Source organism: Mesorhizobium sp. B2-4-14 (assembly GCF_006442155.1).
In the GTDB taxonomy this organism is placed as follows: Bacteria; Pseudomonadota; Alphaproteobacteria; order Rhizobiales; family Rhizobiaceae; genus Mesorhizobium.
The window spans coordinates 25,542-40,119 of record NZ_VFVA01000016.1; the positions used below are offsets into that span (position 1 = coordinate 25,542).

13 protein-coding genes are annotated in these 14,578 nt (G+C 61.5%); 7 read left to right on the forward strand and 6 right to left on the reverse strand.

Annotation, left to right across the window (positions count from 1 at the left end; translation table 11 throughout):
* Positions 1-105: 105 nt before the first annotated feature.
* Together FJ938_RS15830 and FJ938_RS15835 are read right to left on the reverse strand one after the other, a co-directional pair.
* Positions 106-354: a PqqD family protein gene (locus FJ938_RS15830; RefSeq protein WP_246673353.1), complete on the reverse strand. Its 249-nt coding sequence runs from the start codon at positions 352-354 to the stop codon at positions 106-108.
* A gap of 192 nt (positions 355-546) precedes the next feature.
* On the reverse strand, positions 547-699 hold the full coding sequence (locus FJ938_RS15835; protein WP_140606816.1) for a lasso peptide: 153 nt from the start codon (positions 697-699) through the stop codon (positions 547-549).
* 540 nt (positions 700-1,239) lie between these two features.
* Here FJ938_RS15835 and FJ938_RS15840 point away from each other — a divergent pair.
* The 6 genes from FJ938_RS15840 to FJ938_RS15870 all read left to right on the forward strand — a co-directional run bounded on the left by FJ938_RS15840 (position 1,240) and on the right by FJ938_RS15870 (position 7,846).
* Positions 1,240-2,388: a nucleotidyltransferase family protein gene (locus FJ938_RS15840; RefSeq protein WP_140695213.1), complete on the forward strand. Its 1,149-nt coding sequence runs from the start codon at positions 1,240-1,242 to the stop codon at positions 2,386-2,388.
* A 46-nt stretch (positions 2,389-2,434) separates the two neighbouring features.
* Positions 2,435-3,457 carry a glycosyltransferase family 2 protein gene (locus FJ938_RS15845; RefSeq protein WP_140695215.1) on the forward strand — a complete coding sequence of 341 codons (1,023 nt, stop codon included), beginning with the start codon at positions 2,435-2,437 and terminating at the stop codon, positions 3,455-3,457.
* Between the two features lie 284 nt (positions 3,458-3,741).
* Positions 3,742-4,143, forward strand: coding sequence for a hypothetical protein (locus FJ938_RS15850; RefSeq protein WP_140606813.1), 402 nt, complete (start codon positions 3,742-3,744; stop codon positions 4,141-4,143).
* A 146-nt stretch (positions 4,144-4,289) separates the two neighbouring features.
* Positions 4,290-5,171: a family 16 glycosylhydrolase gene (locus FJ938_RS15855; protein WP_140695217.1), complete on the forward strand. Its 882-nt coding sequence runs from the start codon at positions 4,290-4,292 to the stop codon at positions 5,169-5,171.
* Positions 5,172-5,220: 49 nt separating this feature from the next.
* Complete coding sequence (locus FJ938_RS15860) at positions 5,221-6,552, forward strand: UDP-glucose/GDP-mannose dehydrogenase family protein (RefSeq protein WP_140695219.1); 1,332 nt, start codon at positions 5,221-5,223, stop codon at positions 6,550-6,552.
* Between the two features lie 214 nt (positions 6,553-6,766).
* Positions 6,767-7,846: a glycosyltransferase gene (locus FJ938_RS15870; protein WP_140695224.1), complete on the forward strand. Its 1,080-nt coding sequence runs from the start codon at positions 6,767-6,769 to the stop codon at positions 7,844-7,846.
* A 6-nt stretch (positions 7,847-7,852) separates the two neighbouring features.
* On the opposite strand, the gene FJ938_RS15875 is transcribed toward FJ938_RS15870, so the two are convergent.
* From FJ938_RS15875 to FJ938_RS15890, 4 genes are all read right to left on the reverse strand, one after another.
* On the reverse strand, positions 7,853-8,875 hold the full coding sequence (locus FJ938_RS15875) for a phosphoribosyltransferase family protein (RefSeq protein ID WP_140695226.1): 1,023 nt from the start codon (positions 8,873-8,875) through the stop codon (positions 7,853-7,855).
* A gap of 51 nt (positions 8,876-8,926) precedes the next feature.
* A complete protein-coding gene (locus tag FJ938_RS15880) occupies positions 8,927-10,423 on the reverse strand; it encodes a lipopolysaccharide biosynthesis protein (protein ID WP_140695229.1) in 1,497 nt (498 codons plus the stop codon).
* 192 nt (positions 10,424-10,615) lie between these two features.
* The gene (locus FJ938_RS15885) at positions 10,616-11,359 is read right to left on the reverse strand and encodes a family 16 glycosylhydrolase (RefSeq protein ID WP_181169115.1); all 744 of its coding nucleotides are present in this window, start codon (positions 11,357-11,359) and stop codon (positions 10,616-10,618) included.
* Positions 11,360-11,645: 286 nt separating this feature from the next.
* The gene (locus FJ938_RS15890) at positions 11,646-12,962 is read right to left on the reverse strand and encodes a glycosyltransferase family 4 protein (RefSeq protein WP_140695234.1); all 1,317 of its coding nucleotides are present in this window, start codon (positions 12,960-12,962) and stop codon (positions 11,646-11,648) included.
* Positions 12,963-13,400: 438 nt separating this feature from the next.
* Here FJ938_RS15890 and FJ938_RS15895 point away from each other — a divergent pair, with 438 nt between their 5' ends.
* Positions 13,401-14,573 (forward strand): glycosyltransferase family 4 protein, encoded by a 1,173-nt coding sequence (locus FJ938_RS15895; RefSeq protein ID WP_140695236.1) that lies wholly within the window; start codon positions 13,401-13,403, stop codon positions 14,571-14,573.
* The last annotated feature ends 5 nt before the right edge of the window (positions 14,574-14,578 follow it).

Here is a 14,578-nt window from a genome sequence, read left to right on the forward strand (position 1 = left end):
AGAACCCTGGCCACCCTTCGCCCGCCGGGGCGACGGTTCGCCGGCGTGGCGCTTTTTTCCGTTGCAAGTCTTTGCCGCGAAGCCATGGCGTTTTGCGGAACCTGCCTAGACGAATGCCTCATCCTGCAGCCTCGCAAGCCCGTTTTCGGCCAGGCCCTTCAGCAATGCGTCGACGTCGGCGTTGCAGCGTTCGGCATCGACATTGTAGCGCGCAAGCACGGCGCCACGGATATCGGCGATCGACCTCGGGTCCTGGATCAGCTCCCAGATGAAAGCGCCGACGCCGTTGAGACTGTAATAGATGTTGGATTTCAGATCGAGCAGCGCGAGGCCATCGCCGAATTCGCAAGCCACGGCATCCCCAGTGGCCCTCACGCAATCGTGGTCAGATGGGTTCCAGTTCATCCTAAAACCTCGTTTGAAACACACGCTTTACGATACGCGTCGGCAGTTCAGTGCGGGAAAGTCGGGGATTTTCATCCCCGACTCCATTCATGTTCTTGGATCCTGGGGGCCCAACGTCATTCCTCCAGAACCAGACTGATCTCAGGAGAACGTCAGGTCGCCGATCGGGGTGTGCGCGGGAAACGAAACGTCAGTCGCCGTGTTGCCGCCGCCGCCCTGGGTGATCGTCTCGATCGAACCGTGCACCGTCAGGCTTGGCGTTTCGTACTCATGCCTTTCAACATTCTGTTCCATTTTACTCTCCAATGAGGACTGGAAATTACTCTCCAATGAGGACTGGAAACGGCTTGTCGAGTGCCGTCAGCACTTGCATGCTGCAACGCAATAGCTGCATAGCAACATTTATGAGTCAAGTCTGATTTACCTGACGTTAATCAATTATGGGTTGCGGGCGTCACCATGCGTGCGGGAGATGCTCAAAATTTGACCTCTTTTGGGTTGAAGTCAAAAGCAATCGGGCACTGTGGCCTTCGATTCATTAAGCGCTTGATTTTGCTGATAGAAAACTTTGACGTTCGATGCCTTTTTAGACGTCACTAAAAAGACGGATTTTTGTTGGCCCATCTGTGGTTGATGGCCGGCTGAGGTTGCTTCGATAGGATCGGAATTTCAGCCTGTACTTCGCCACGTTCGGGTAAGCGGGTAAACGCTCTGGTTGCAAAATTCCGCGCTGCGAAGGAAGGACTTTACGGCGCCGAGGTTTTTGAGGATGCTTTGCTTCGCACTTGCAGCATACGCGTGGCGCAAATCGCTTTTTTGGAGACTGTGCGCTCAATGGCCTTGCCGGAAAGTTCCTATGAACGACTGCGCGCCGCGGATTGCGCCGACGAGATTGCCTATGTGCGGGCCTGCCTGCGCTTGTATTTCGCGGGCCCGGCCGCCTCGGCCGGCGAGGTGTTGACGCCGGGCCTTTCCGATGCCGTGCTCGCCGACATTGCCAGGCTGAACAAGGTCGCGACCTTCGTCCTGAAGGTCCTGTCGCGTGCGCCGGCGGGCGAAAGGCCGGCCGAGCTCTTCGAATGGCTCGATACCTATCGCAGGCGGACGGTTTCGATGAATGCCGCCTGCCTGATGGATTCGCTGGCGATCCATGAGGCGCTGCGCGACAGGCAGATCGACTTCGTCTTTCTGAAGGGCCCATTCCAGCAGCACCTTCTTTACGGCGACCATTTCATGAAACCTTCGGGCGATGTCGACATCCTGGTCTCCCCTGCCGGCTTCTCGAAGGCGCGCGATGCGCTGCGCTCGATCGGCTATGAAGTGTCAGGCAAATCGCGCTCCGTCTGGTGGGTTCGCTTCCTCGGCGAACAGCATATGAATCGCGGCAATGGGCCGAAATCGTCGACCGTCGACCTTCACTATCGCCTCCAGCAGCCCGGTTCGCCCAGTCCGCGTGACTCTGACGGGTTCTTGCGGCGCAAACAACTGGTCGAGATCGCCGGCACCGAAGTGCCGTTCACGTCGGCCGCCGACACCTTGGTGCTGTCTTGCATCAGCGTTGCCAAGGCGCTGTTCAACCGCGAACCCTGCGCCGGCCATGTCTGCGATATCAGGGCCAGCGCCAGCCGTCTCGACGAGGCCAATCAGCGCCGTGTGCTCGATGCCGCGGCGAGCCAAGGGCTGGACGATACGCTGCTGCTCGGCCTGCGCGCCGCCGACGTGCTGCTCGGCGGTGCCGGCACGCTTTTGTCGGAGCGGGCCACGCGGGTCCTGTCGCGCATCGGCAATGAGGATCTGCTCAACATGGTCATCGCGCCGTGGCTCTCATCGCTGCGCTGGCCGCAGCGGCGAACGGTGTTATGGGAATTGTGCGGCAGGGCTCCCGTCCGCTACTTGGCCGAGGCCGGCTGGGCAGCGTCGGCGGACATAAGCCGCCGCATCTTCGAGCGGCCGACCCGCGATGGCGGTGGCGTCGAACGTTGACACGTACAGGGCGAGGGCATCGGAACCTGTGCAAGAGGCAGAACCAATGTCGATGACGAAATCCCAAGTCTGCGTGATCATCGCGGCCAAAAACGCGGCACGCACGATCGCGGTCGCCATCGCATCCGCGTTGCGCGAGCCGGAAGTGGCGGAGGTCGTCGTCGTCGACGACGGCTCCACCGACAATACGGCTGAAGTCGCCCGCTCCGCCGACGATGGCAGCGGCCGGCTTGCGGTGATGCGCCTCGACATCAATCGCGGTCCTTCCTTCGCCCGCAACGCCGCGATCGCCGGCTCGCAAGCGCCGTTCATCAGCATTCTGGACGCCGACGACTTCTTTCTCGAGGGACGGTTCCGCAACCTGTTTGCCGTCGCCGATTGGGATTTCGCGGCGGACAACATCATGCTCATCAGGGATGACGCGACGAGCGACGCGACGAAGATCGTCGCCCCGGATTTTGCCGCCGATCCGGAATTCCTCGACTTCGAGCGCTTCGTCGAAAGCAACATCTCCAGGCGCCACGTACAAAGAGGCGAGCTTGGTTTCTTGAAACCAGTGATCAGCCGCGCCTTCCTCGACCGGCACGGGTTGCGCTACGACGAAAGCCTGCGCCTGGGCGAGGATTATGAGCTTTACGCGCGCGCGGTCGCCCACGGAGCCCGGTTCAAGGTCATCCGTTCCTGCGGTTACGGCGCCATCGTGCGCGCCGATTCGCTCAGCGGCCGTCACAAGACGCAGGACTTGAAGCGGCTGGCCGATGCCGATCTGGCGCTGCTGGCGATCGACAGCCTGCCGGAAGGGTCCAGGGCGGTGCTGCGGCGGCACGAGCGGCACGTGCGCGACAAATACCGGCTGCGCAATTTCCTCGACGTGAAAGCGGAGCGCGGGCTGGCTTCGGCCGTGGCCTATGCTTTCGCAAGTCAATCCAACCTCGTTCCCATCGTCCAGGGCGTGGCCTTCGACAAGCTCGAGGCGCTGTTTCGTCGCGTCGGCCTTATGTCCAGGCACAAGCATGTGCCGCGGCTGCGTTTCCTGATGGCGGGAACCAGCACGGGCAAGGAGCGGTAAGACGCGGGAAACGCTTGTTCTGCCCCACCGCCGACAGACTCATCGCGCAAAGCATTTCCATCGGATTTATGAGTTTACGAATTGGGTGGTTGCCTCACGGCTTCGGGGATGGCAGTCTATGTTGCGGTGCAGCAAATAAAACGACCAGCCGAACTGGCCCCCGATCGGATTGGTCTGAAGTCCCTCTCCCCGTCGCAGGAGAAGGATGATGCGACGTTTAAACCCCGGTTGCGGGGGTCGGCCAGTAATCCGGCGCGCGCCGGTGATGACAGGAATTTAAGCTCATGGCCTCGATATTCGGCTTCAGATCAAGAGATCCTGCCCGGGACCGGCAGGCCGACATCGCGCGCCTCGACCGACTGGCGAAGCTGTTCGAGCAGATCGCCGCCGAGATCGAGGCCGAGAAAACCGGCCTGGAGAGCCGCTACCGCAAGACGGCGACCAACGCGGCTTTCCTCGTCGAAGCCATGGAAAATGGCTCCGCCTCCGACCGCCGGTCGTCCGAAGTCAGCGCACTGACAAAGTCGATCCTGAATTGCGAGCGCCGCATCGCGGCGCTGTCGCGCCAGAACGGCATGATGCAGGAACTCCGTCATTCGCTGGATATGGTCTTCGACAAGGATGAGGCGTCCGATTCAGCCGTCGAGGTCGATTTTGCCAGGCCTGCGGGCGCCGGCCGAAAGTGAAATGTGCGGGACTGCCACGACGAATTTGATGCGAGGTGGAAGGAAGTTCGAGGAGGGTCAAAGAGGAAGGCCGAGGTTGGCCCGTTTGGAGGCACTTCAAACGTCGACTTTGGGTTGGGGACGCACAGCACAAAGGTGAGTTTGGTATGAATTCTGATCCGAAAACCACGTCCGCGACAGCAATTCACGCAAGGCCCTTCGCGCGCCGGACCAGGCAAGACAGCCCGGATCGATTGGGTTTGCTCTGTGCGCTGCTGCTGGTTGCCCTGGGCAGCCTGCTGGCAGTTCCTGCCCATGCGCAGAATATCGAGACGTCCCCGTCCTTCGTCGACGATTTCACCAGTTTCAACCGTCAGCGCTGGTATGTTTCCGACGGCTGGACAAATGGCAGCCACCAGAATTGCACCTGGTCGAAAGGGCAGGTCAGCCTGTCGGACGGTGTGTTGTCGCTGGGCTTCGAGAAGCAGAAGACGAAGGATCGTGAGTTCGTCTGCGGCGAGGTCCAGACCAAGCAGCGCTACGGCTATGGCACCTACGAGGCGCGGATGAAGACCGAAACCGGTCCCGGTCTCAACGCCGCTTTCTTTTCCTATATCGGCCCGTCCGACAAGCAGCCCTGGGATGAGATCGACTTCGAGATCCTGACCAAGGACACCTCCAAGGTGCAGGTCAACGCCTACATCGCCGGCAAGGGCAAGAACGAGAAGCTGGTCGACGTGCCGGGCGGCACCGACGGCGGGTTCAACGACTACGCCTTCGTCTGGCAGAAGGACAGTTTGCGCTGGTATCTCAACGGCAAGCTGGTGAACACCATCACCGATCCGGCGAAGCTGCCCGCCCACGCCCAGAAGATCTTCTTCAGCCTTTGGGGCAGCGATACCATGAAGGGCTGGATGGGGGCGTTCGCGGATCCGGGCCGCAAGGTTTCGCTGCAGGTCGATCGCGTTGCCTTCACAGCGCTCGGCGAGCCATGCCAGTTTCCGGAATCGCTGGTATGTAGAGTAAAGGAAGTGGGAAAGACGAATTGAACCGGCCGGACCGTAAACGGTTCGCGGCCTTGGGAAGGAACGAAACCGAATGAACTTGACGGTGTTTGGAATTGGCTATGTCGGCCTCGTGCAGGCAGCGGTGCTTGCCGAAGTCGGCCACCAGGTGGTTTGCGTCGATGTCGACGCAAACAAGGTCGAGCGACTGAACCAAGGCCTGGTCCCGATCTTCGAGCCAGGCCTCGAAAGCATCGTCAGGGAAAATCACGCCGCCGGCCGCATCAAATTCACCACCGATGCCGCCGCCGCCGTCAAGCATGGTGAAATCCAGATGATCGCCGTCGGCACGCCGCCCGGCGAGGATGGTTCGGCCGATCTCAAATATGTGCTGGCGGTCGCCGAGACTATCGGTCGCGAGATGGATACCGCCAAGATCGTTGTCGGCAAGTCGACCGTGCCGGTCGGCACCTGCGAAAAGGTAAAGGCCAGGATCGCCGAGACGCTGAAGAAGCGAGGGCGTGAGGACCTGACCTTCGACGTCGCCTCCAACCCCGAATTCCTCAAAGAAGGCTCGGCCGTCGCCGACTGCATGAAGCCGGACCGCATCATCGTCGGCACATCCAGCGAGGACACCGAGGCGGTGATGCGCGAGCTCTACGCGCCCTTTAACCGCAACCACGAGAAGATGATCGTGATGGACGTGCGCAGCGCCGAATTCACGAAATACGCCGCCAATTGCATGCTGGCGACCAAGATCAGCTTCATGAACGAGATGGCCAATCTGGCCGAGCAGCTGGGCGCCGATATCGAGGAGGTGCGCAAGGGCATCGGCAGCGATCCGCGCATCGGCTACCACTTCATCTACCCGGGGCTGGGCTATGGCGGCTCGTGTTTCCCCAAGGACGTGCGCGCCCTGATCAAGACCGCCGAGGGCGTCAAGTTCGACGCCAAGCTGTTGCGCGCCGTCGAGGAGCGCAACAACGACCAGAAATCCGTGCTGTTCGACAAGGTGAACCGCTATTTCAAGGGCAACCTCAAGGGCAAGACCTTTGCGCTGTGGGGCCTGGCCTTCAAGCCCAACACTGACGACATGCGCGAGGCGCCGGCGCGCGTCCTGATGGAGGCGCTCTGGAAGGCCGGCGCGACCGTGCAGGCCTACGATCCCGAGGCGATGCAGGAATGCCAGGCCATCTACGGGCTGCGCGACGACCTGATGCTGTGCGGCACCAAGGAAGCCGCCCTGCGCGGCGCCGATGCGCTTCTCATCGCCACCGAATGGAAAAGCTTCCGCGCGCCGTCCTTCGACGCGCTGAAGGATGCGCTGACGACGCCGGTCATCTTCGACGGCCGCAACCTCTATGACCCGAAGGTCGTGGCGCGCCACGGCATCGAATACCACTCGATCGGCAGAATGGCGGCGTGAGGCCCGTTACGGACAGGCCCGGAACGGAAGCCGCGACGAGCGCGCGCAACGTGACCGGCGCAGTTCGCCCGATGATCCGATCCGGTTCACCGGATGGCACTCATGCACCGATCCGTTCGCGACGCTTGATCCGCCACGGTACGCCTGAGGCGGCTTCGACGCGGCTCTTCATTGGCCGCATGCATGAAACGCGAAAAGACGAGGAGCCAGGATCATGAAAGTTCTTTTTGCAGGTGGTAACGGGTATCCGCCCGAATTCAGCGGCGGTGTCCAGTCGAGCACCCATCACCTGGTTGAACAATTGATCGAACACGGACACGAGGCGGCGGTGCTCGCTGCCCTGTTCGGAGAGGGTGTCTTCGGTTTCAAGGCACGCGCCAAGATGAAGCTGTTGCGTCAGCCGGCGGTCGTCGACAGCTTCCCCGGCTATCCGGTGATAAGGGCGTGGTTTCCCTGGGAGGCCGCGGGCTTTGCCGTCAACCGGGTGAAGCCGGATGTAGCGGTGGTGCAGTGCCACAAATCGGTTCCGCTCGGCAAGGCGCTGCAGGCCGAGGGCGTGCCGCTGGTCGTCTATCTCAGAAATGTCGAGTTTCACGAGCTGGGTGGCGATCTGCGCGAGTTGAACTCGGCGCTCTATATCGCCAATTCCGATTTCACCGCGCGTACTTACAAGCGTGAGTTCGGCATCAAGGCGACGGTGATCCCGCCGACCATCAACCCGACGCATTACAGCACGCCGACGACGGGCCAGTTCGTGACCCTGGTCAATCCCTATGAGGAAAAGGGCTTCGAGCTTGCGGTGCGTATCGCCGGCGCGTGCCCCGAAATCCCGTTCCTGTTCGTCGAGAGCTGGAAGCTGGATGACGACCATCGCGCGCGCATCGAGGGAACGATCGCGCCCCTTGGTAACGTCACGCTGGAGAACCGCACCAGCGACATGAAGACGGTCTATGGCCGCACCAGGATCCTGCTTGCGCCCAGCAAATGGGAGGAGGCCTGGGGGCGCGTGGCGTCCGAGGCCCATTGCAGCGGCATTCCGGTCATCGGCTCGCGGCGCGGCGGCCTGCCCGAAGCGATCGGTCCCGGCGGCGCGGTGCTGGACCACGATGCTCCGCTCGCCGACTGGGTGGCTGCCGTCAGGCTGCTGTGGAACGATAACAAGGAGTATGATCGGGTCTCGGGCCTCGCGCGCGGCTTCGCGGCACGCCCGGAGCTTGATCCGGATCGTCAGTTCGTCACCTTTTTCTCGATACTGGACAGGGCGGTGCAGCAGCGCGCCCGTCAGGCCGCGTAGGGCAATTCAGGCCGGGCGCTTGCCCCGGCTTCTGAGCGTTTCGTAGCCACGGGCGCCAAGCAGGGCGCGAGCCAGGGACTTGACGACGCTCTTGCGGCCTTCCTGCGAGTTGATCTGCCGCAGCCTGGCCGGCAGGTTTCGCGCCGCCTGGCCAAGCGCCGGCAAGGATAGCGCCTCGGGAAAGCTTACCATGTGGGTCTCGACGCACAGCACCGGCTTGCCCGACAGCTCGGTGATCCTCAGCGCCTGCGCGTGCTCGCTTTCGATGAACAGGATGGCATCGGATTTGCGATAGAAATCAGCCTTGAAACTGCCGTGCGCGCCAAGCCGCTGCCGCTCCGCCTTGCTCGGCAGGTCAAGCATGACCAGATGGTCATACTGGATTCCGTGCTTGGCCAGCCACGCCTCGGTCAGCGTGCGGTATTTCTCGAGGCGGCTGGTGACCAGCCAGCCGATCCTGTGGGTCGGCGCATGAAGCGGCCGCGCTTCGCTGAGGAATTTCTCGTAGGCCGGGCCGTCGTCGTTCTCCGCCTCGGTCGGATCGAGGCACAGCACGCCGTCTATGTCGACGCAGCATTGCGCCAGGAACTTGTGGTGCATGAAATTCCACTGGAACATGCGTGGATGCGGCACGACTTCGAAGACGATATCGGTTTCGGGATGCTGCGGCCGCAGACCGAACACGGCGGCGAAGGTGAAGTCGGCCTCAATGCCGGCAGCCTTTATTCGGGCGCGGGCGTCGCGCATGGCGTTGCCGCCGGAAACGCTGTCATCGATCACCAGCACCTTGCGCATGTCCGAAACCTTGCGGTCGAGCGCGGCGCGGCGCTTGGTGATGCCTGACGTGTAGACCCGGCCTTCCAGGAAGCTGTCGAGGTCGGTCATCGGAATGTTCGCTGCTAGGCTGACCAGCGTCGCCGCCAGCACGCCGCTTCTGGGAACGCCGACCACCAGGTCGATGTTGCGCGGCAGCCTGTGAAGGTTGCCGACGATGGCGTCGTTCATGTCGGAGATCGATCGGTAGTGCATGGATCGGACCTGCTGCTCGGATGGACGGCATAATGGTCGAAAGCGCCGAAATTATTGCGCTTCACGCGGTGTCGCCGCCGGCGGCCTTGCCGGCAGCATTTTCAGAGCCTCGCGCAAGGCCTCACGGCCGGGTGCGAACACCAGCGCGACGACGATGGTGATGGCGTAGGCGAGCACGGCACCGCTGGCCAGGGCGACGACATGCTGCTGCGGCAAGACCGGCTTGATCAGCCAGACCGCCGCCAGCGCCAGATGCGCGCCGAGCACGAATGGCGTTGCTCCGCGCAGCACATGGCTGGCCCGCAGCGGTCCGCTCTTGCCGACATAGAGCCACAGGAAGGGCGTGCGCAGATACTCGCTGACCGCATAGGCCACCGCCACCCCCAGCGCGCCATAGGGCAGGCCAATTGCGAAGGCGATCACCGAGGTCACGGCCGTGATGATGCCCCAGCGCATGAAGTCGCCGGAGCGGCCCTGGCTGACGAAAAGCCAGCCCGCCGGGTTGTTGAGTGGCTGCAGCAGGCCGGCAAAGCCGAGCGCCAGGAAGATCGGGGCGCTTTCACGCCACTGCTCGCCGAGCACGAAGGGGATCAGCACGTCCGACATCGCGGTGGCGAAGGCGACGCCGGGCAGCGCCACCAGCAGGATCAGCGGCATGACGCGCAGATAGGCGCTGCGGTAGCGGTCTGGCTCGTCCTTGAGCCTGGAGAGCGCCGGCACCATGACCTTCGACAAGGGATTGGTGATTTGGCTGAGCGGGAACAGAAGCAGCTTGTAGGCGCGGTCGTACAGGCCGAGCTGGGCCTCGCCCCAGTATTTGCCGATCAGCACGTTATCGAGGTTGCGGGCAAAGAAATTGGCGAAATTGAAGCCGGTGATGCCGGCGCCGAAATTGATCAGCTCGCTGATGCCCGCCACCTTGCGCGGCAGGCCGGGCCGCCAGCGCGAACTGGCCCAGTAGCAGAGCGTCGGCAGCACGGCGCCAGTCAGTGTGCCGGCAAAAAGCGACCAATAGGAGCGGTCGATGAAGGTCCAGGCGATCGAAACCGCCAGCCCCGCGACCGCGCTGGCGACATCGATGATCGCCAGGCGCCCGAACTGCATGCGGCGCGTCAAAAGCGCCAGATGCTGGGCGCCGAGCCCATAGGCCATGATCTGCAGTCCGAACGCGGCCACCAGGCCGGTCACGCGCGGCTCGCCATAGAAGGTGGCGACCAGCGGCGCCGAACCCGCCAGCACACAGGCCAGCACGGCGCTGACGGCGACGTTGATCCAGAAGAGGTAGTTCACCTCCTCATGCCGGATGCCGGATTTCTGGATCGTCGCCTGGGTCAGGCCGAAATCCTGGAACAGCGCGATGAAGGCCAGCACCGGCGCGCACATCGCCACGACGCCGAAATCCTGCGGCGAAAGCAGCCGCGACAGCACGATGACGGATACGATCTGTGTTGCGACCCGCACCGACTGCGACAGCGCGGTAACCACCGCGCCACGCCCGACCGATTTGCGCAGAGAGCCTTCTAGCGGATCGAATGGATTGGCTTCCAAATTCAGGATTCCTGATCTTTGCGCGGATTCCAAAATCCGAAATCCACCACCGCCGCCGCCCACAAACTACGGCAATAATTTTGCAGCGCAACAGAAAACGTGGAATGCCGCACCAGGAATATTGCAATGCAGCATATCCGGCGCATATGCCTTGATCCTCGACAAAGCAGCCTTGGTGCCGTGAAGTTTAGCTCACTGGCCGACGTCGCTGCGCCTGTATCCGTGAAGTGTCATGACCAGTCTTTCCGAGGGGGCCATTGGCTCCCATTTGCCGGCCCAACGCGGATCCATGACCGCGCCTGCCGCCACCCACAGGTCGAAATACGGCTGCATGGGCTTGTTCGGAAAGGCTCCGCCGGGGGTGTCGGCCGGCGTTACGACGGCCACTTCCTTGCCGTCGATGAAGAAGGCAACTCTTTTCCCGGCCTCGTATTGCATGGCCAGGCGATATCGTTTGCCCGAGAGGTCGCCAGACTGGATCAATTTCATCCAAACGGTCTTGTGCTGATTGTCGACGTTGGCCCAGACCGTAAGCTGCATCCCCTTGGTGCCGACGATCTCAAAGTCGACTTCCTCATGGGCCTTGTCGTTGAAAATCCAAAGCGGCGCCGCGATTAGCCCTGGCTTCATCGAGGGAAGCGTTACGTCCACTTCCCATTTTGCCGATGAGGAAGCGGAGTTGGCGCCGGACACTACCTGCGCGGATGCCTTCTCGCTGACGGTAAGCTGAAGGGAGCCGTCGACGATTTTGACGTTCGCGGCTTTCCAATCGTAGCCTCCAAGCTTGGGTTCGCTCCACTGCGATGGCACGAAGGGATTGCTGTATTTCCAAAGTTGTAGCCTGACACCCGACCAGTCGGGAAGCTTGTCGAGGGTAACGTTCCCGCTTCCCGCCGTGCCGCTTTCAGCCAGTGCAGGCCCGGCAACCCACTGCATGGCCGTGGAGGCCGCCAGAAGCGTCAGGAATTGTCTGCGTGTGGAATTCATCGCTAGCCTCCATTGGGTCGCCTTGACCTTGTCAGCGGCGACGATGCCAAGCCGGGCGTTCGATGCGGCCTAGGTCGTTCTAGTGCATGGACACCACTTTGATGATCGAGCCGTACACCAAAGATAAGGCGATTGTTTGCTGCATTGCGTCAAAAATGTTGCACTGCGGAAAAGGCCTTTCGTGTCAGGAGATTTCCGGCTGGCGCGGCAGCAACTGCAACTCCTGGAGAGACGCTCAAGCCGCGGAGGCTGTTGGGGGGTGGGTTTGTCCACTGCATTCTTGCCTGCCAGGTTCAAACTGCGATGAACCGAGTCGAACGGTTTCAAGCTGCAAGGACTGGGGAGATGCAACATCGAGGGCAGGATCGAGTTGAACAGACTCGCGCACGCTTTCCAATGCGACACGATCGTAAAGCGCATCGAGAAACGCGTCCGCGGATTCTAACCCGAACATGGTCTCCGCGGTCCTGCGGGCATCGCGCCGGAGCGGCTCCATCAAGGCGGGTTGCCCTATATACGGCTTCAATCGTTCGATGGCCAAACTGGCGAGCCGCTCGACCTCGTCACGGAAATATTCGGCATATTTCGCCTCCCCCCGCGAGTCGTATCCCGGACTCCACCAATCGCCGATGTCGTTGAGCCTGACAGGCAGGGCAATCCCGTTGACGCCGTCCTCAAGGAATTCCGGCAAGGCGCAGACCTTTGTTCCAAGAACCGGAGTGTGCTCGGACATGGATTCCAGCGCTGAATAGCCGAAGGTATCGCCAAACGTGGCGAGGATGCCGAAGTGCGAGTTGCGCAGCAAGTGTCGCACCGATCGGTTGGGCAACACCCCGTGATGCTGGACGTTTCTCAGTTCGAGCAGCTTGATATAGGGGTCGAAGAATCCCGGGCTTGTCGGATCCGTCCATATATGGCCGCCAACCTGGAGACTTGAGACAATGTTTACCCGGATGGGCAATTTCTGCTGGATGGCTTTTTCGGCGATCTTGACTGCAACGCATCCGCCCTTGCGGCCAAAGTTAGCGCCGACAAATGTCAGCACCAGTTCCTCGGCGCTGTTTTCGGACATCGCATCTTCCGTCGCGGGCACCACGATGCTCGGGTGGCGGACCAATAGCTTTTCCGTCAGGAGGCCGATTTCCGGATTGTCGCTGTGCTGGGCCAGAAAACTTCTGCGGGCAAAATGCGACAGTGCGATAATGCGACGGCAATTTGGGCTGGCAATCCGCGACCTCAGGTAGCTGGCCATCAACCCGCGTTTGCGAAGGGCAAACTGTCGCGGCAAATGAGATTCAAACGACATGATGTACTTGGAGGAATTGATCGGTATCCGGTTGAATGCATGCACCATGTCGACAGACAAGGCAGGTTCGATCAGCGTCACGCCTTCCAGCTTGGATGAGACCAGATTCAATGGCAGAAATCGCTGGCGCAGGATCGTATGCCTTGATGCTCGCGGCGTGACGAAGCTGGTCGGATACTTATCGTCAAAGATGGCGATGCGAAGAGACTTGCCCATACTGAACCACTCGTCTTCAAGTAGCGGCATCGGGGATTTCGCAAGCTATTCCAATGATGCAGAAAGCTTGCTGCCGCGCTGCAACAAAATGCAAGAGCGGATCCCTAGCCAAACTCAAGGCCCAACTTTCCTGACGAGAGTTCAACACCGTTTTGTGTTGCAGTGCAATACTAATTTAGCAATTGCTTAAACTTCAGCTCGGCTGCCGGATGGGGAGCGATTTGGGCTGATGTGATCGTCATGTTGCGGGGATTGCAAGCAAAATGCCTCGTTTCCGGGCGCGTCAGGCCATGCCGCCTCCCCGATGGTTCGATTGTGTGGCCGCGCCCGCGCTGCCAAAATTGGGTCATATGTTTTGTGCAGTGCGGTACAGATGGGTAATTTTGCTACGCCGCACCAAAAATGTTGCGATGCAGCAAGAGCTGTACTAGCATCCCCTTGGGTGGGTCAAACAGCGGTCGAGTTTTCATGCTGCATGTCTTGTACCTGGTGCACGATGTTTCCGATCCGGCGGTTCGCCGGCGGATCGGAATGCTCAGGACAGGCGGCGCCCGGGTCACCCTGGCGGGCTTCCGCCGCACCGCGGCCCCCATCGCCGACATCGAAGGGTTGCGGCCGATCGACCTTGGCGCGACACGCGACGGCCGATTCGCCCAACGCCTGACAGCGGTGGCGAAAGCGGCGGTTTCGATAGGTTCGAAGCTCGGCGGCATGCCGAAGCCCGATCTCATCATCGCGCGCAATCTGGAAATGCTGGCGCTTGCCCGCCGCGCCAGGTCGGTTTTCGGCGCTGCGGTGCCGATCGTCTATGAATGCCTCGATATCCATCGCCTGGTGCTCCGCGATGATGTCCTCGGCAAGGCGTTGCGCGCCACCGAGCGGCATCTGGCGCGCGACGTGAAGCTGCTGGTGACCAGTTCGCCCGCCTTCATCGCCAATTACTTCAAGCCCTTCCGCCAGGTCGCCGCACCCGTCGAGTTGGTCGAGAACAAATATTTCGAGGCAGCAGTGATCTTGCCCGGTGACCGCGAGCCGGTCGAAGCGCCTGTCGCCCCGCCGTGGCGTATCGGCTGGTTCGGAGCGCTGCGCTGCCGCCAATCGCTGGAGTTGCTGGCCGATTTCACGCGCCGCATGGAGGGGCGCTTCGAGGTCGTGCTGCGCGGCCGCCCGGCTCTGTCCGAATTCCCCGATTTCCACGGCTTCGTCGAAGCCGAGCCGTGGTTGTCGTTTGGTGGCCCATACCGCAATCCGGAGGACATGGCGGCGATCTATCAGGACGTCCATTTCTCCTGGGCGATCGATTTTTTTGAAGGGGGCCAGAACTCGGAATGGCTGCTGCCCAACCGCCTCTATGAAGGCTGCCGCTTCGGGGCGGTGCCGATCTCGATGGCCCATACCGAAACGGGACGGTTCCTCAGCCAACAGGATATCGGCGTCCTTCTGCCGAACGCCACGCCACACGCGCTCGAAACAGCACTCGGCACGATGGAGGGGCACCGCTTCGGCCGACTGAAGGCGCGCGTGCTTGCCCATAATCCGAGAATGTGGAGCTACGACCGCGGCGACTGCAGCGCACTGGTCGAAAAACTGCGCCGCCTGACCACCGTGCACGAGCCCTTCGCGACCGAAGCCCTGGCATAGGAGGG

What these genes read in the sequence shown, in the direction of transcription:
- FJ938_RS15870 (WP_140695224.1), top strand. Translation starts at nt 6,767, where the DNA reads ATGAAAGTTCTTTTTGCAGGTGGTAACGGGTATCCGCCCGAATTCAGC.
- FJ938_RS15840 (WP_140695213.1), top strand. Translation starts at nt 1,240, where the DNA reads ATGGCCTTGCCGGAAAGTTCCTATGAACGACTGCGCGCCGCGGATTGC.
- FJ938_RS15855 (WP_140695217.1), top strand. Translation starts at nt 4,290, where the DNA reads ATGAATTCTGATCCGAAAACCACGTCCGCGACAGCAATTCACGCAAGG.
- FJ938_RS15875 (WP_140695226.1), bottom strand. Translation starts at nt 8,875, where the DNA reads ATGCACTACCGATCGATCTCCGACATGAACGACGCCATCGTCGGCAAC.
- FJ938_RS15835 (WP_140606816.1), bottom strand. Translation starts at nt 699, where the DNA reads ATGGAACAGAATGTTGAAAGGCATGAGTACGAAACGCCAAGCCTGACG.
- FJ938_RS15885 (WP_181169115.1), bottom strand. Translation starts at nt 11,359, where the DNA reads ATGCAGTGGGTTGCCGGGCCTGCACTGGCTGAAAGCGGCACGGCGGGA.
- FJ938_RS15860 (WP_140695219.1), top strand. Translation starts at nt 5,221, where the DNA reads ATGAACTTGACGGTGTTTGGAATTGGCTATGTCGGCCTCGTGCAGGCA.
- FJ938_RS15850 (WP_140606813.1), top strand. Translation starts at nt 3,742, where the DNA reads ATGGCCTCGATATTCGGCTTCAGATCAAGAGATCCTGCCCGGGACCGG.
- FJ938_RS15890 (WP_140695234.1), bottom strand. Translation starts at nt 12,962, where the DNA reads ATGCCGCTACTTGAAGACGAGTGGTTCAGTATGGGCAAGTCTCTTCGC.
- FJ938_RS15845 (WP_140695215.1), top strand. Translation starts at nt 2,435, where the DNA reads ATGTCGATGACGAAATCCCAAGTCTGCGTGATCATCGCGGCCAAAAAC.
- FJ938_RS15895 (WP_140695236.1), top strand. Translation starts at nt 13,401, where the DNA reads ATGCTGCATGTCTTGTACCTGGTGCACGATGTTTCCGATCCGGCGGTT.